Raw genomic sequence first — 15,362 nt, 5'->3', positions numbered from 1 at the left:
CGCCGCGCATGCTCCTTGAAGCAGGGGTTTCTTAGTCTTCGTAGTCCGTGAGGTCGTGCTCTGGGACGGAGAGGTTGTAGGGCCGGGCCGGGGGCTCGGCGAGGATGCGCAGCTTGTACACGTAGTCTGGGATGAACTCGGCGCGCCGCACCTCCAGCACCTTCGCGGGCTGCCGGGTGGCCTTGAGGCGCACCGTGTCTCCCACCTCGTATTTCGCCGGGCGGTTTCTGTCTACCGGCAATCTACCTCCCTTCCAGAGCTTGCTCCACGAAGTGCAGGCGGTCGTTGCCCCAGAAGAGCTCGCCGTCCACGAAGAAGGTCGGGGCTCCGAAGGCCCCGCGCCTGACCGCCTCTTCGGTGCTCTCGCGCAGGGCGTCCCTGTACTCCGGCGCGGCTGCCGCCTCTGCGAGCTTATCCGGGTCCGCCCCGATGCGGCGCGCGATCTCGCGCAGCGGCTCCGCCTCGTCCCTCCGGTCTGTGCCCTTCGGGCCCTTCCCGTCCACCCAGTAGGCGTCGAAGCCCTCGCGCACGAAGTCGTCCAGGTTTCCCTGCTCTTCGCACCAGCAGGCCGCCCGCATGGAGGCCACGGTGGTAAACGGGAAGGGCCTGGGGAAGTTCAGCGGGACGCCGTAGTACTTGGCCCAGCGCCGGAGGTCGCGCAGGAGGTAGCGCGCCTTCGCCGGGACGGCGGCGGGGGCTATGTTCCCGGTAGCGTTGTGGACCGCGCCGAGCAGGAAGGGCCGGAAGATGAGTTCGGCCCCGTGCCCGGCGCAGATGCGCCGGATCTGGGTCTGCGCCAGGTACGAGTACGGGCTCACAAGGTCGAAGAAGAACTCTACCCGCGCCATCTCAGCTCACGTTCTTCGGCAGCGCGGCGGCCGCCACCTCGCTCTGCACCTCGCGCAGGATGCCGCGGGAGATGACGATCTTCTGGATCTCGCTCGTCCCTTCGTAGATCTCGGTCACCCGCGCGTCCCGGTAGATCCTCTCCAGCGGGCTCTCGTCTTTCATGTACCCCTTGCCGCCGAGGATCTGCAGGGCGTCGAAGGCGACCCGGTTGGCCGTCTCCGAGGCCAGCAGCTTGGCCCGCGCCCCGGCCTCGGTGTGCCGCCGGCCCCGGTCCTTGAGCCATGCCGCGTGGTAGGTGACGAACCGGGCGGCCTCAAGAGCGGTCTGCATCTCGGCCAGCTTGAAGGCTACGGCCTGGTGCTCGGCTATGGGCCGGCCGAAGGTCTTGCGCTCCGCGGCGTACCGGGCGGCATAGCGGAAGGCCGCCTCACCGATCCCGAGGGCCTGGCCCGCGATCCCGACGCGCCCGGTGTCCAGCGTGCCGAGCGCGACCTTCAGGCCCTCGCCCTCCTCACCGAGCCGGTCCTCCTCCGGCACGAAGACGCCGTCCAGCAGAACGTCATCGGTGGTGGCGGAGATCACGCCCATCTTCTTCGCGTGCTTGCCGAAGGAGATGCCCTCCGCGCTCATCGGCACGATGAAGGCCGTAATCCCTCCGGGAGCACGGGCGAAGAGGATCATGGTAGAGGCCACCCGGCCGTTCGTGATCCACTGCTTGTGCCCGGTTATGCGGTACCCGCCGTCCACCCGCTCCGCTCTGGCCTCTATCGCGGCGGCATCAGACCCGGCCCCAGGCTCGGTGAGCGCGAAGCAGGAGAGCGCGGCCCCCCGCGCCAGGTCCGGGACCCAGCGCGCCTTCTGCTCTTCAGTGCCGTAGTTCAGGATGGGCAGCGTCCCGGCACTGGTATGCACCGCGACCGTCACGCCGACCCCGGCGTCGGCCCGGCTGAGCTCCTCCAGCATCAGCACGTAGGAGAGGAAGTCCGAGCCCGCGCCGCCGTACTCTTCCGGGACGCAGAGACCCATGAAGCCCATGCCGGCGAGCTTCTCCAGCGTGTCGTGCGGGACACGGTCCTCCCGGTCCAGCTCCGCCGCGTGCGGCGCGACCTCCCTGTCGGCAAACTCCGCCGCCCGCTCCTTGATCTTCCTCTGCTCCGCAGTAAGCTCGAAGTTCATTACCGGCAACTCCTCTCGGCCCCGGAAACTGCGGTGGTAATTATACCGGCGGCCGGGCCGGGTTGAGCGGGACGGCCCGATCTACTAGGCTCCGCGACTGCGAAAGTTCTACGGTTCCGCTCGCTGGCGAAAACTCAAGGGGGTGGCTACGGTAAGGTTATCTGGTGGTACGATACATTCGGCGGAGGTGCATTGGTACGAGGCCCACGGTATCGGCAAGAAAGAGATGAAGATCAAGTACCCCCTGGACTAATCTATGAAGGGTCAAGCCTCCGACACGCAATTTGCGACCTGTATCCGCAACGACGACTACGGAGCCTCTCTAGAAACGCGCAAGGTCTACCAGCTTATTCCCGACTCTGACGCCGAACATAACCTGCTGAGAGTCGTGGACGAGTCAGGTGAAGATTATCTCTACCCTTCTAGCTACTTTGTTCTAGTAGACCTGCCCGAAGATATAGGGCGCGCCTTGCCGGCAGCGTCCTAAAGCTCGCTCAATCCCTCCCGGTGGCGGGCGGCGTGCTCGGTGTAGTGCTCCGCCCCGAGCGGGATCCTCGCGGCCTGCTCCTCGGAGACCTCGCCGATGCGCCTGGCAGGGACACCGAGGATGAGGCTGCGCGGCGGGAACCGGCTGCCTTCGGTGACCACGGCTCCGGCCCCGACGATCGAGCCCCCTCCTATCTTCACGCCGGTGAGGATGGTGGCGCTCATGCCTACGAGGCAGCCGTCTTCTATCTCGCAACCGTGCACCACGGCGTTGTGGCCCACCGTGCAGCCCGCCCCGATGATCAGCGGGTGGCCCCGGTCGGTGTGCAGGACGCAGCCGTCCTGGATGTTGGTGCGGTCCCCCACGGTTATGGGCTCGATGTCGCCGCGCAGCACCGAGCCGTACCACACGCTCGCCTCCTCGCCCAGCGTCACCGCCCCGAGCACATACGCCCCCGGAGCGACCCAGGCGGAAGGCGGTATCTCGGGCCGGACCCCGCCCAGAGCCGAGATCAGGGGCCTCACACCTCCACCACCACGGCGTCGCCCTGGCCGCCGCCGGAGCAGATCGCGGCCAGCCCCCGGCCGCCGCCCCGGCGCCGGAGCTCGTAGCAGAGCGTCATCAGGATGCGCGCCCCGGAGGCACCTATCGGGTGGCCCAGAGCGACCGCACCGCCGTTGACGTTCACTATCTCCGGGTCCACGCCCAGGATCTCCGTAGAGTGGATGGCGACGCTGGCGAAGGCCTCATTGATCTCCACGAGGTCCAGCTCGTCCGCGCTCCAGCCGGCCTTCCGGAGCGCCTCCTTCCCGGCGTTGCCGGGCACGGTCAGAAGGTACGGCGGGTTCTCGGCCACCTTCGCGTGCGCCACGATCCTGCCCAGCGGCTCCAGCCCCCTGCGCTCGGCGAAGCTCTCGCTCGCCAGCACGAGCGCCCCGGCCCCGTCGTTGACGCCGGGAGCGTTGCCGGCCGTGACCGTACCGCCCTCCTCCAGCGGCGGCAGCGCCCGCATCTTCTCCAGATCGGCGTCGTAGCGGATGGCCTCGTCGGCCTCCACGAAGTTCACCCGCCCCTTGCGGCCCGGCACCTTGACGCCCACGATCTCCTCGGCCAGCCGGCCCTCCTCGGTCGCCGCCGCAGCGCGCTTGTGGCTGCGGTAGGCCCACTCGTCCTGCGCCTCGCGCGAGACGCCCTTCTCCTTGGCGATCTCCGACCCGAACGTGACCATCTGCGCCCGCTCGAACGAGTCGTAGAGACCGTCGTGGATCATGGCGTCCACCATCTCCGCGTCGCCCATCCGGACGCCCCAGCGCGCCTTGGGAACCAGGTACGGCGCGCCCGTCATGCTCTCCATGCCGCCGGCCAGAACCACGCCGTAGTCCCCGGCCCGGATCAGGGTCTCCGCCAGCGTCACGCTCCTCAAGCCCGAAGCGCACACCTGATTCAGCGTCTCCGTGGTGAGCGAGAACGGCAGACCCGCCCGGTGGTTGGCCTGCCGCGAGGGGATCTGGCCAACCCCCGCCTGCAACACGATGCCGAAGATGGAGTGCTCTATCTCCACGTCCTCCACGCCGGAGCGGTCTATCGCCTCCCGGATGGCGATCCCGCCCAGTTCCGGCGCGCTTAAAGGAGCCAGCGCCCCGCCAAACTTCCCAAACGGCGTGCGCGCCGCGCCCAGAATGACAGCCCGTTCCAAGACCCTCTCCTTTGCTGCCAGAATAACCCGCGCAGACAGGATACCTCACGCCCGCCGGAACCGCATTGACACCGGCTACCGCCAAGAGTAGTATGTAACCGTTGTTCCTATAAGGGCGAGGGAAGGAGTCGTCTGTGGTTGAGGCGTCGGGTTTCGCCGCGGAGGGGTTGCCGCCTCCCGGGCGGGAGGCTGTGATGCGGGCTCTGGATGAGTGCTATGACCCGTGCTGCGAGGACCGCAGGATCAGCGTCGTGGACATGGGTCTGATCGAGAGCCTGGAGATCCGGGACCGGCGGGTGAGGATAGAGCTGGTCTTGACCAGCGGCTGGTGTCCCTTTACGGCGCGTTTGGACGAGATGATCCGGGACGAGGTGGGTGCTCTGCCGGGGGTGGACTCGGTCGAGGTCGAGGTAGTGTGGGAGCCGGCCTGGAGTCCGGAGAGGATGAGTGAGGAGGCGCGGGAGAAGCTGCGGCTCCCGCTGGAGAAGCTGGCGCCGCTGCGCGAGGCGCGGCTGAGAGGAGAGAGCGCATGATAGATGGTGACGTTCTGGTCTTCGACGGGGTGGCTCACCCCTTCAACTTCGATTCGAGCAACTATCTGGGCAGCGCGGGCGAGATGTTCGCCAACCACCTGTACGCGTTTCACACCGTGCTCACGCCCGAGGACGAGCCCAAGCTGAGCGCGGAGGAGTTCCTGCGGGAGTGGCGGCCGGAGGAGATCAGCGAGATGGTCTACCGCGAGTCGGAGACGGACATGCTGGTCGCCATGCCGCTGCCGCTGACCGACCTCTTCCACGACGGGCTCTCGCCCTGGGAGCGGTGCGCCGAGCTGGCCCAACAGGACCCGGACCGGACCGTTCTGTGGGGCACGGTAAACCCGCTGGAGGGCAAGCGGGCGCTGGACCTGATGGAGGTGCAGGTAAAGGAGTACGGGGCCCGGGCGTTCAAGTTCTACAACGTCCGCTACGACTACGGCGAGCCCTTCCCCTGGCGGATGGACGACCCGCAGATAGCCTTCCCGGTCTACGAGAAGGCGCGGGAGATGGGGGTGAATCTCATCGGGGTTCACAAGGGGGTGCCGCTCGGCCCGCAGCCGGTAGAGGCCACCCAGACCTGGGACATGGACGGCGCGGCGGCCAACTTCCCGGACATAAACTTCGTGATCTTCCACGTCGGCCTGCCGTTCATCGACGAGACGTGCTGGCAGCTCGTGCGCTACCCGAACCTCTACGCCTCGCTGGCGGCGACCATCAACTTCGTGGTGCGCTCGCCGCGGCAGTTCGCCGAGTGGCTGGGCAAGCTCCTCTTCTGGTGCGGGGAGGACAAGATCGTCTACGGCTCCGAGGCCCCTATCTTCCACCCCAGATGGGCGCTGGAGGCCTTCTGGAACTTCGAGATCCCGCAGGACCTCGTGGAGGGCTACGGCTACCCGCAGCTCACCGAGCAGGCCAAGCGCAAGATCCTGGGCGAGAACCTGGCCCGCCTGCACGGCATGGACCCGGAGGATCTCAAACAGCGGCTCAACAGCGCGGCCTGACGCCGTTAGCGGGGGGCGGCGGGTTCCCCGCCGCCCTCCGTTTTGCCGTTTCCGAAATGTGCTACAAAGTAGTGGCTATGGGCAAGACCCGCACAGAGGTGGGGCTGGAGGAGATCCGGGAAGCTGCCGGAGCCCTCAGAGGCGTGGCTCACCGCACTCCCGTTCTGTACTCGGCCAACCTCTCTAAGCGGCTTGGATGCGAGGTGCGCATCAAATCCGAGAACCTGCAGCGCACGGGGTCGTTCAAGATCCGGGGCGCGTACAACCGCATCCTGCGCCTGAGCAAAGAAGAGCGCGAGCGGGGCGTCATCGCGGCGAGCGCCGGGAACCACGCGCAGGGGGTGGCGCTCGCGGCGAGCCTTCTGGGCGTGAAGGCCACCATCGTGATGCCGTCCTACGCCTCGCTCCCGAAGGTGGAGGCCACCGAGGAGTACGGCGCGGAGGTCGTGCTGGCCGGAGGCCGGGTCGAAGAGGCGCTGGAGCGCGCCGAACGGCTGCGGGCCGAGACCGGAGCGGTCCAGATCCACCCCTTCGACGACCCCCTCATAGTCGCCGGCCAGGGCACGGTGGGGCTGGAGATCTGCGAGGACGTCCCGGACGCGGACCGGATCATAGTGGGTGTCGGGGGCGGGGGGCTTATCTCCGGGATAGCCGTGGCGGTCAAGGCTCTGAAACCGGAGGTTGAGGTGGTCGGGGTCCGCCCCGCCGAGCCCCGGGCGACCATCGCGGACGGGACGGCGGTGGACGTCAGAGGCGAGGTGACCGGCCCCATAATAGACCGGTTTGTGGACGAGATCGTCTACGTGGACGAGGAGTCCGTCTCCGAGGCCATCGTGCTGCACCTGGAGCGCACCAAGCAGGTGGTGGAGGGCGCGGGAGCCCTGCCGCTGGCGGCACTGCTCGCGGGGAAGGTGCCCTCCCGCGGCACCAGCGTGCTGGTCGTCTCCGGCGGGAACATAGACCCCGGGCTGCTGGCGCAGGTGATCCGGCACGGGCTGGAGGGCGCGGGGCGCTACCTCTTCGTCCGGGTGCAGATGCAGGACCGGCCCGGACAGCTGCAGCGAGCTCTTAAGGTGCTGGCGGACATGAACGTGAACGTCGTCTCCGTCGTGCACCACCGCATCGGGCTCACGCTGCCCGTCAACGAGGTAGAGGTCGAGCTCACGCTGGAGACCCGCAACCGGGAGCACGCCCATAAGGTGCGCAGCGCCCTCCTTAAGGCGGGCTACCGCCTCAACCGGTCCCCTGCGGGCTCCGTTTGCAGCTGAAATATCAGGGGTGTAAGATCCAATAACCGCACAGGGGAAGCGCGGGAGAGGAGGCCGCATGCCCAACATCGGGGACTACGAGAGCACCTATGCAAGCTTCAGCTGGGAGACGCCGGAGCGCTTCAACTTCGGCCGCGACGTCATAGACCGCCGGGCGGAGGAAGAGGAGCGTCCGGCCCTGCTCTGGCTCGGCAAGAACGGCGAGGAGGAGAGCTTCACCTTCCGGGACATCTCCCGCCTCTCCAACCGCTTCGCCAACGCCGCGCGCGAGTTGGGCATCGAGCGGGGCGACCGGGTTATGGTGCTGCTGGGCAAGGTCCCCCAGTGGCACGTAGTACTCACCGGGCTCCTGAAGGTCGGGGCCATCGCCATCCCCTGCGCCGACCAGCTCCGGGCGCACGACCTGGAGTTCCGCGCGGAACACTCCGGCTCGGTGGCCATCATATCCGGCGCGGGCGGCGTGGAGGAGGTGGAGGAGATCCGGGACCACATCCCCTCCGTTAAGCACTACCTCTACGTCGGCGGCGAGCGCGAAGGCTGGAACTCCTACGACGGGTTGATGGACGGGGCCTCCGAGGAGTTCACCGCCGAGGACACGGGCTCGGACGAGGGAGCCTACCTCCTCTACACCTCCGGGACCACCAAGAACCCCAAGGGCGTGCTGCACACCCATGGCTACACGCACGCCAAGAGGATGGAGGCCTACTACTGGCTGGACCTTCAGGAGGGCGACCGGCTCTGGTGCACCGCCGGGACGGGGTGGGCCAAGAGCATCTGGAACGTCTTCCTGGGGCCGTGGAGCTGGGGCACGGAGATCTTCATGCACGAGGGCGGCTTCGACCCCGTAGAGCGGCTGCGGCTCATAGAGCGGTACGGGATCACGGTCCTCTGCCAGGCCCCGACCGAGTACCGGCTCGTCGCCAAACGCCCGGAGCTCGCCGAGGTAGACCTGAGCTCGGTGCGGCACGCGACCTCTGCCGGCGAGCCCCTGAACCCGGAGGTCATCGAGCGCTGGAAGGAGGCTCAGGGGATCACCGTCTACGACGGCTACGGGCAGACGGAGAACACGCTGCTCGTGGGGAACTTCCCGGGATTAGAAGTGCGCCCCGGCTCGATGGGCAAGCCCTCTCCCGGCTGCGACGTGCGCATCATAGACGAGCGAGGCGAGGAGTGCCCGCCCGGAGAGCCGGGTGACATAGCGCTCCGGGGCAGGATCCCGGCCCTCTTCAAGGAGTACTGGAAGCAGCCCGATGAGACCGCGGCGGTGTTCCGGGGCGAGTACTACATAACCGGCGACCGGGCCACAAAAGACGAGGACGGCTACTTCTGGTTCATGGGCCGGGCGGACGATGTCATCCTTTCGGCCGGGTACAGGATCGGGCCGTTCGAGGTCGAGAGCGCCCTCATAGAGCACCCGGCGGTGGTCGAGAGCGCGGTCGTCGCCGCTCCGGACGAGGACCGGGGCAGCATCGTGAAGGCGTACGTGGTTCTGGCCTCCGGCTACGAGCCGAGCGACGAGCTGGTCCGGGACATCCAGGAGCACTGCAAGAAGATAACGGCTCCGTACAAGTACCCGCGCGCCATAGAGTTCATAGACGAGCTGCCCAAGACCGCGAGCGGCAAGATCCGGCGCGTCGAGCTGCGCCAGCGCGAGGCCGAACGCGCCGGTAGCGCCTGAGGCGCCAGCATCAGCGTTCTGAGCGGGGGGCAGCACCGGCGGAAGTGACGTAAGCGTTCCTCCCGGCACCGAGCCCAAGGAAGAGCAGGCACACCGTAACGGCCAGCAGGACCGCCAGAGGGATCGTCCAACCCCGCGTTGCATCGTACAGGAGGCCGAAGAGGGGCGGTCCCAGAGCGGCCAGCGCATATCCTACGGCCTGGGCCATGCCCGAGAGCTCGGCGGCGTGCCGGGCGTCGGGCGCGCGCAGGGCGAAGAGGGTGAGAGCCAGGCTGATGCAGGACCCTTGCCCGAGACCCAGGAGCGTGATCCAGAGTGCGGCGCCGGTGCTTCCGGCGAGCAGCAGCCCCAGGGTGCCGGTGCCGCTCAGAGCGGCGGCCGCCGCCGCGAGCCCGCGCTGGGAGCGCAATCGTCCGGCCAGGATGGGCACGAAGAGCGCGGCCGGGATGCTGACGAACTGCATCAGGGAGACCATCCAGCCCGCCTGAGCGGCGTCGAGGCCGTAGCCGCGGAGGATGTCGGGAAGCCAGGTGATGCAGACGTAGAAGACGACCGACTGCAGGCCCATAAACAGCGTCACCTGCCAGGCCAGCGGCGATCTCCACAGACCGAAGAAGCGGAGAGCCTGCGCCCCGGCGCCGGGCCGGCGGCTCCTCCGCAGAAGGGGGAGCCAGACGCAGGCTGCTACCACCGCGAGCATGGCCCAGCACCCCAGTGCTCCCCGCCATCCCAGAGCGGCCTGGTACGCCAGCGGCACGCTCAGGCCCGTGGCGAGAGCGGCACTCACGTTCATGGCGGTGATGTACACGCCGGTCACGAGCCCGGCGTGATTCGGGAAATCCCGCTTGACCATACCCGGCAGGAGCACGTTGCCGACCGCGATCGCCACGCCGAGCACGGCGGTGCCCAGAAAGAGAGTGGCGACCGGCGGGGCCGATCGCAGCAGGATCCCGCCCGCGAGCAGCAAGAGGCTCCCGAACAGCACCCGCTCCAGTCCGAACCGGCGGGCGAGCCCCGGAGCGAGCGGCGAGAGAGCGGCGAAAGCGACGATGGGCAGGGCTGTGAGCAATCCCGCCAGACCGCCGGAGATGCCGGTGCTCTCCCGGATCTCTCCCAGCAGGGGGCCTACCGCCGTGATCGAGGCCCTCAGGTTCGCGCCCAGAAGGGCTATGCCTGCCAGGAGCAGCGCAGCCCGGAGGGGACGCCGCACCTCCCGCAGGGACCCGGGCAATGCCGCGCGCAGCCTCTCTAACCCGCCGTCACTCCACCGGCAGGCCGGTGTAGTTCTCGGCGAGACTCGCCGAGGCGGCCCGGGAAGACGTCACGTAGTCCAGCTCGGCGAGCTGCAGCCGGTAGCGGAACTCGTCCTCCTGATGGAAGCGGTGCAGCATGGAGGTCATCCACCACGAGAAGCGCTGCGCCTTCCATACCCGCCCGAGGCAGGTCCGCGTGTACGCATCCAGGAGATCGGTCCGGCCGGAAGAGTAGTATTCGGCCAGCCCCCGGGACAGCACGCGGACGTCGCCGACCGCGAGGTTCATCCCCTTGGCTCCGGTCGGCGGGACGATGTGCGCCGCATCCCCGGCCAGAAACAGCCGGCCGTACTGCATCGGCTCTATGACGAAGGAACGCATCTGCACGATGCCCTTCTGGATGATCTCGCCCTCGATCAGATCCCACCCCTCGTCGTTGGCCAGCCGGGCGTGCATCTCCTCCCAGATCCTCTCGTCGGGCCAGTTGGCAACGTCGTCCTCGGGGTCGCACTGGAAGTACATGCGCTGGATCTCTGGCGAGCGCGTGCTGATCAGGGCGAAACCCCGCTCGTTGAGGCAGTAGATAAGCTCCTCTGAGGAGCGCGGCGCCTTCACCAGGATGCCGAACCATCCGAAAGGATAGCGCCGCTCGTACGTGGCGCAGGCGGACTCCGGGATGCACGGGCGGCACACGCCGTGGAACCCGTCGCACCCGGCGACAAAGTCGCAGGAGAGCTCCTCTTCCTCCCCGTCCTTGCGGAACAGCACCCTCGGCCCCTCCGATTTGAGATCCCGCACACCCACGCCCTCGGCCTCGAATATGATCTTCCCGCCGGCCGCAAGCCGCGCGGCGATGAGGTCCTTCACCACTTCGTGCTGGCCGTAGAGCATGATCCCCCGGCCGACGAGGGCGTGGAAGTCTATGCGGTGCCGGCGGCCGCCGAACTGCAGGTTTATCCCGCGGTGGCGGGCCCCCTCCTCCATCATCCGCTCCCCTACCCCGATCTCGTTCAGCAGATCCGCCGTGCCCTGCTCCAGCACCCCGGCCCGGATCTCCGCCTCCAGCTCCTCGCGGCTGCGGCGCTCCAGCACGACGGAGTCTATGCCCTGCAGATGCAAAAGATGGGAGAGCAAGAGCCCCGCGGGCCCGCCGCCCACTATCGCCACCTGTGTGCGCATGCGCCCCTCCTTACCCGTACCTCACCGCCGTAGAAAAGGAGCGTAACAGAACTCTCTTTACACTCCCAGGTACTTGTGCTGCACCGGCTCGTCGGCGAGCAGCTCCTTCGGGCTCCCCCGCCACACGATGCGGCCCTTGTTCATGATCAGTATCTCGTCCGCCACGCTGCAGGCCAGAGAGACGTTCTGCTCGACCACCAGGATGGAGAGCCCGGCTTCCTTCAAGCGGAGAACGACATCCCCGATGCGCTCTATGATAACCGGGGCCAGGCCCTCCGAAGGCTCGTCCATGAGCAGGAATCGGGGGTTGGTCATCAGAGCCCGGGCTATGGCCAGCATCTGCTGCTCGCCGCCCGAGAGCTCGTTCCCCATGTTGGAGGCGCGCTCGCGCAGCGCGGGAAACAGCTCGTAGACTTTTGTCAGATCCCAGTTCTCCGCCCCGTCGGGGCTCTGGCGGTTGGTTATGATCAGGTTCTCCTCCACCGTAAGCGACGGAAAGATGCGCCTCCCCTGCGGTACGAGCCCGACGCCCAGCCGGGCGATCTTGTGCGGGCGCAGCCCGGCGATCTCCCGCTCCATGAAGCGGATGCTTCCCCGGCGGGGAGGAGTGAGCCCGGCTATGGAGTGGATGGCCGTGGTCTTCCCGGCCCCGTTCCGCCCCAGCAGTGCCACGCACTTCCTCTCCGGAACGGAGAAGGAGAGCCCCTGCAGGATGTGGCTGGTGCCGTAGTAGGTGTGAACGTCCTCCAGCTCAAGCATGCGGTCTCGCCCCTCCTCCGAAGTATATCTCCCGCACCCGCTCGTCGCCGCGCACCTCCTCCGGGGGGCCGCTCAGGAAGACCTCGCCGTGGTGCAGGACCGTGATGTAGTCGGCGATCGAGAAGACCACGTCCATGTCGTGCTCGATGACCAGGAGCGCTACCGAGCGCGGCATCTCTTGTATCAGGCTCGTGGTCCGGGCGGTCTCCGCCGGAGACATGCCGGAGGTCGGCTCGTCCAGCAAGAGGATTCTCGGCTTGGAGGCCAGCGCCAGCACGATCTCCAGTATCCTCTGCTCCCCGTAGGAGAGCTCGTCCACCCGGTGCCTGCGGCGGCTCCAGAGGTCCCACTCCTGAAGCAACTCCCGTGTATCCCGCTGCAGATCCTCATACCAGGAGAGCGGCTTCCAGATCCGGAACCGGTACGGCTTGCGGGCGGTTACCGCCAGATGGAGATTCTCCTCAACCGTGAGCTCGCTGAACAGGTTGGTCTTCTGGAAGGTGCAGGCCAGACCCAGGGACACGCGGGAGTGTGCGGGCATACCGGTGACGTCCGTGCCGTCGATGGCTATCGAGCCGGAGTCGGCGGGCAGAAGACCGGTTATGCACTTGAAGACGGTGGTCTTCCCCGCCCCGTTAGGCCCTATGATGACGTGCCGCTGTCCCGGCTGCACCTCAAGAGAGACGTCCCTCAGCACCTGCAGGCTGCCGAAGGCCTTGCTTACGCCGTTCACCGCCAGCAGACTCACGGCGTTCTCTCCTTCTGATGTTCGGCGGCAGGTTCCTCAGGCTCCATCTCATCTTCTCGCTCTCTGAACCGGCTGGGGAGGGTCCTGTTCCAGACCGCCCGGAGAAGGTGCATCAGCCCGCCCCGCCCCAGGAGTACGAAGATGATGAAGATGAGGCCCAGCACCAGAGCCCAGTACTCCGTGTAGAAGCTGGCGTAGTTCTGCACCACGATAAAGAATGCCGCACCGAGAGCGGGACCCAGCAGGGTTCCGACGCCGCCGATGATGACCATGATCAGGGCCTGCCCAGACAGCACCCATCCTAGCAGATCCGGCGTAACGTAGAAGTTGAAGTAGGCGTAGAGAGCTCCGGCGAACCCGGCCATCGCGCCCGCGAGGGTATACACGAAGAGCTTGTAGGAGAATGTGTTGTAGCCCAGGGCCCGCATCCGCAGCTCGTTCTCCATTATGCCCTTTACCACTTTCCCGGCAGGCGAGGCCACGAAGAGCCGCAGCAACAGGTAACACCCCAGAAAAGCGAACCCCATCATGTAGTAGAGCCCCAGCTCGCCGACGATCTCCCCGAAGCCCAGATCGGGCACAGCCACCACGCTCATGCCGTCGTCCCCGCCGGTGATGGGCTCGGCCTGAAAGGCCACGGCGAACAGAACCTGAGAGAAGGCCAGCGTGAGCATCAGGAAGTACGCTCCCGTCGAGCGGAAGAAGAGTGCCCCCGATATGGCAGCGAGCAGAGCGGCCACGGCCGTGGCAGACAGCAGCAGCAGATAGGTGTTGAAGACGTACTGCCCCAGGAGAGCCACGGTGTATGCCCCGGCTCCGAAGAAAGCTGCGTGCCCCAGGGAGACCAGACCGGCATAGCCCAGGATCAGCCCGAGGCTCATGGCGAAGATCGCCATGATAAAGACCTCCGTGGCTATGCCGACCCCGAAGGGCGGCAGCACCAGCGGAAGCAACAGCACCAGCAGAGTGAGGACCGCCACCCCGGGCCAGGGTACGCGCCTTCCTGAGAGCCGTCCTATCAAGTTGCGTGACTCCTTCCGAACAGTCCGGAGGGCCGGATCAACAGCACGACTGCCATCAGCAAGAACACGATGACCAGGGAGAGGGAGGGGAAGTAGGCCTGACCGAAGATCTGCACCATCCCCACCAGTATCCCGCCGACGAAGGCTCCCTTCCAGGTCCCGAGCCCGCCCAGAACAACGACGATCAGGGAGAGAACCAGGATATCGAAGCCCATGTCAGGGTACATCCCGAGTATGGGGCCTCCGAGCACGCCGCCCATCCCCGCCAGCGCCGCGCCAAACGCGAACACCCCGGCAAAGACCAGCGTTATGTTGATCCCCAGAGCGGAGACCATCTCCCGGTCGTCCACCCCGGCCCGGATGATGGCGCCGGTACGGGTCCGGGTCTCCAGATACCACAGAACGACGGCCACGATACATCCCACCAGCACGACCGCCAGACGGTAGGTCGGGAAGGTTATACCGGCCAGCGTGACGGAGAAATCCAGCACCGCAGGTGTGGGCAGCGACTGCAGCCTGGCACCCCAGATCATCTTGATGACGTCCGCAAGGACGAAGGCCAGCCCGAACGTCAGAAGGACCTGGTTCAGCTCGTTGCCGTAGGAGCGGAAGAGCAGAAACCGCTCTATCATAACCCCCAGGAGCGCCATGGCGAGCATGGCTACCCCCAAAGCGACCAAGAAGTTCGCCCCCATATCGAGCACCGAGAGCGCGAGATATGCCCCCACCACGAAGAAGACCCCGTGAGCCAGGTTCACGATCCCCATGAGCCCGAAGATCACTGAAAGCCCGACGGAGATCATGAAGAGCAGCATCCCGTAGGCCAGCCCCGTCAGAATTTGTACGACCAGAAAGGAGATATCCAAAACGCCACCCCCGGCCTAGCTCGGAGGACTGGCGGGCATGGCGACCTCCTCGATGGTCTCTATGACCTCAACCTCTATCCTCTCCCCGTCCCACACGTTGCGGCCTATGTAGTAGTTCTGGATGGGGTTGTTGGTCTCAGGGTCTATGGTTATAGGACCGCGCGGGCTCTCTATGGAGATCCCCCTCAAAACCTCTATTAGAGCCTCGGGCTCGGTGCTCCCCGCCTCTTCTACCGCCCTTGCTATGACCTGCCCCGAATCGTACCCCTGGCAGTTGAATCCATCGGGCAGCTCCCCATACTTGCTCTGGAACTCCTCGACGAAGCGGCGGTTGGTCTCGTTGTCTATGCCGGGCAGGTAGTGAGAGCCGGAGATTATGCCCTCGGCCGACTGGCCGGCGGGGCCGGTGACGAGCGGGTCCCCGAGCTCGAATGTCGAGGTGAGCGGTATCTGGCCCTTGAGGCCGAAGCTGTCGTACTGCTGGATGAAGCGTATGGCGTCGGTGCCGGAGAGGAAGGCGAACACCACCTCAGGCTCGGCCCGCCGCATGTCGTTTAGGTAGGTGGCGAAGTCCGTGGTGCCCGGAGCCGAGAAAACCTCCCCCACCACCTCCCCACCTGCCTCCTCGTAGGCGAGGGTAAAGCCCTCTATGGCCTCGTAGCCGGCGACGTAGTCCATGCCGATGGTGAAGGCCCTCCGGCCCACGTTTTCGGCGATGTAGCGGGCGCCGGCCGAACCGTTCTGGTAGTTGGAGAAAGAGACCCGGTAGGCGTAGTCGCTCTTCTGCTCCCAGGAGAGCTCGTTGGCCGCAGCGTTGGAGTTGATCAGGATCACCCCATCCCGC

The 15,362-nt window shown here is 66.6% G+C and carries 16 protein-coding genes; 4 read left to right on the top strand and 12 right to left on the bottom strand.

All coding sequences use genetic code 11. The features are described 5' to 3' along the window. Positions 1-31: 31 nt before the first annotated feature. The 5 genes from E0L93_RS13545 to E0L93_RS13520 form a co-directional block, all read right to left on the bottom strand. Positions 32-241 (bottom strand): hypothetical protein, encoded by a 210-nt coding sequence (locus E0L93_RS13545; RefSeq protein WP_132692614.1) that lies wholly within the window; start codon positions 239-241, stop codon positions 32-34. A gap of 1 nt (position 242) precedes the next feature. After that, positions 243-848 carry a 2-hydroxychromene-2-carboxylate isomerase gene (locus E0L93_RS13540; RefSeq protein ID WP_132692613.1) on the bottom strand — a complete coding sequence of 202 codons (606 nt, stop codon included), beginning with the start codon at positions 846-848 and terminating at the stop codon, positions 243-245. A gap of 1 nt (position 849) precedes the next feature. Next, positions 850-2,025, bottom strand: coding sequence for an acyl-CoA dehydrogenase family protein (locus E0L93_RS13535; RefSeq protein ID WP_132692612.1), 1,176 nt, complete (start codon positions 2,023-2,025; stop codon positions 850-852). A gap of 483 nt (positions 2,026-2,508) precedes the next feature. Further along, entirely contained in the window at positions 2,509-3,036 is a 528-nt protein-coding gene (locus E0L93_RS13525; RefSeq protein WP_207890503.1) for a gamma carbonic anhydrase family protein, read from the bottom strand. Further along, a complete protein-coding gene (locus E0L93_RS13520; protein ID WP_132692610.1) occupies positions 3,033-4,208 on the bottom strand; it encodes an acetyl-CoA C-acetyltransferase in 1,176 nt (391 codons plus the stop codon). Before E0L93_RS13520 ends, E0L93_RS13525 begins: the two co-directional genes overlap by 4 nt. Positions 4,209-4,342: 134 nt before the next feature. Between E0L93_RS13520 and E0L93_RS13515 the strand changes: the two genes are divergently transcribed. From E0L93_RS13515 to E0L93_RS13500, 4 genes are all read left to right on the top strand, one after another. Continuing rightward, complete coding sequence (locus E0L93_RS13515; RefSeq protein ID WP_243638240.1) at positions 4,343-4,741, top strand: metal-sulfur cluster assembly factor; 399 nt, start codon at positions 4,343-4,345, stop codon at positions 4,739-4,741. Then, entirely contained in the window at positions 4,738-5,745 is a 1,008-nt protein-coding gene (locus E0L93_RS13510) for an amidohydrolase family protein (RefSeq protein ID WP_132692609.1), read from the top strand. Before E0L93_RS13515 ends, E0L93_RS13510 begins: the two co-directional genes overlap by 4 nt. Before the next feature lie 77 nt (positions 5,746-5,822). Continuing rightward, the gene (gene ilvA / locus E0L93_RS13505; protein WP_132692608.1) at positions 5,823-7,013 is read left to right on the top strand and encodes a threonine ammonia-lyase; all 1,191 of its coding nucleotides are present in this window, start codon (positions 5,823-5,825) and stop codon (positions 7,011-7,013) included. A gap of 58 nt (positions 7,014-7,071) precedes the next feature. Beyond that, complete coding sequence (locus E0L93_RS13500) at positions 7,072-8,691, top strand: acetate--CoA ligase (RefSeq protein ID WP_132692607.1); 1,620 nt, start codon at positions 7,072-7,074, stop codon at positions 8,689-8,691. Between the two features lie 10 nt (positions 8,692-8,701). Here E0L93_RS13500 and E0L93_RS13495 read toward each other — a convergent pair whose 3' ends face one another. The 7 genes from E0L93_RS13495 to E0L93_RS13465 form a co-directional block, all read right to left on the bottom strand. Continuing rightward, positions 8,702-9,922, bottom strand: a complete 1,221-nt coding sequence (locus E0L93_RS13495; protein WP_243638239.1) for a CynX/NimT family MFS transporter — start codon at positions 9,920-9,922, stop codon at positions 8,702-8,704. A gap of 28 nt (positions 9,923-9,950) precedes the next feature. Then, positions 9,951-11,123 carry a 4-hydroxybenzoate 3-monooxygenase gene (pobA, locus tag E0L93_RS13490; RefSeq protein WP_132692605.1) on the bottom strand — a complete coding sequence of 391 codons (1,173 nt, stop codon included), beginning with the start codon at positions 11,121-11,123 and terminating at the stop codon, positions 9,951-9,953. A 57-nt stretch (positions 11,124-11,180) separates the two neighbouring features. Further along, the gene (locus E0L93_RS13485) at positions 11,181-11,882 is read right to left on the bottom strand and encodes an ABC transporter ATP-binding protein (RefSeq protein ID WP_132692604.1); all 702 of its coding nucleotides are present in this window, start codon (positions 11,880-11,882) and stop codon (positions 11,181-11,183) included. Then, positions 11,875-12,630, bottom strand: a complete 756-nt coding sequence (locus tag E0L93_RS13480; protein ID WP_132692603.1) for an ABC transporter ATP-binding protein — start codon at positions 12,628-12,630, stop codon at positions 11,875-11,877. The genes E0L93_RS13485 and E0L93_RS13480 overlap by 8 nt, the downstream gene beginning before the upstream one ends. Beyond that, a complete protein-coding gene (locus E0L93_RS13475) occupies positions 12,627-13,652 on the bottom strand; it encodes a branched-chain amino acid ABC transporter permease (RefSeq protein ID WP_243638238.1) in 1,026 nt (341 codons plus the stop codon). Before E0L93_RS13475 ends, E0L93_RS13480 begins: the two co-directional genes overlap by 4 nt. After that, positions 13,649-14,512 (bottom strand): branched-chain amino acid ABC transporter permease, encoded by an 864-nt coding sequence (locus E0L93_RS13470; RefSeq protein WP_132692628.1) that lies wholly within the window; start codon positions 14,510-14,512, stop codon positions 13,649-13,651. Before E0L93_RS13470 ends, E0L93_RS13475 begins: the two co-directional genes overlap by 4 nt. A 21-nt stretch (positions 14,513-14,533) precedes the next feature. Next, on the bottom strand, positions 14,534-15,362 hold an 829-nt coding region (locus E0L93_RS13465), incomplete at its 5' end, for an ABC transporter substrate-binding protein (protein WP_132692602.1).

This window comes from Rubrobacter taiwanensis (assembly GCF_004337705.1).
GTDB lineage: Bacteria > Actinomycetota > Rubrobacteria > Rubrobacterales > Rubrobacteraceae > Rubrobacter_C > Rubrobacter_C taiwanensis.
This window is presented reverse-complemented; position numbering and strand designations above follow the sequence as displayed.

Coding starts and splice junctions, on each gene's coding strand:
- E0L93_RS13540 (WP_132692613.1), bottom strand. CDS start 848: ATGGCGCGGGTAGAGTTCTTCTTCGACCTTGTGAGCCCGTACTCGTAC.
- E0L93_RS13535 (WP_132692612.1), bottom strand. CDS start 2,025: ATGAACTTCGAGCTTACTGCGGAGCAGAGGAAGATCAAGGAGCGGGCG.
- E0L93_RS13510 (WP_132692609.1), top strand. CDS start 4,738: ATGATAGATGGTGACGTTCTGGTCTTCGACGGGGTGGCTCACCCCTTC.
- ilvA (WP_132692608.1), top strand. CDS start 5,823: ATGGGCAAGACCCGCACAGAGGTGGGGCTGGAGGAGATCCGGGAAGCT.
- E0L93_RS13500 (WP_132692607.1), top strand. CDS start 7,072: ATGCCCAACATCGGGGACTACGAGAGCACCTATGCAAGCTTCAGCTGG.
- pobA (WP_132692605.1), bottom strand. CDS start 11,123: ATGCGCACACAGGTGGCGATAGTGGGCGGCGGGCCCGCGGGGCTCTTG.
- E0L93_RS13485 (WP_132692604.1), bottom strand. CDS start 11,882: ATGCTTGAGCTGGAGGACGTTCACACCTACTACGGCACCAGCCACATC.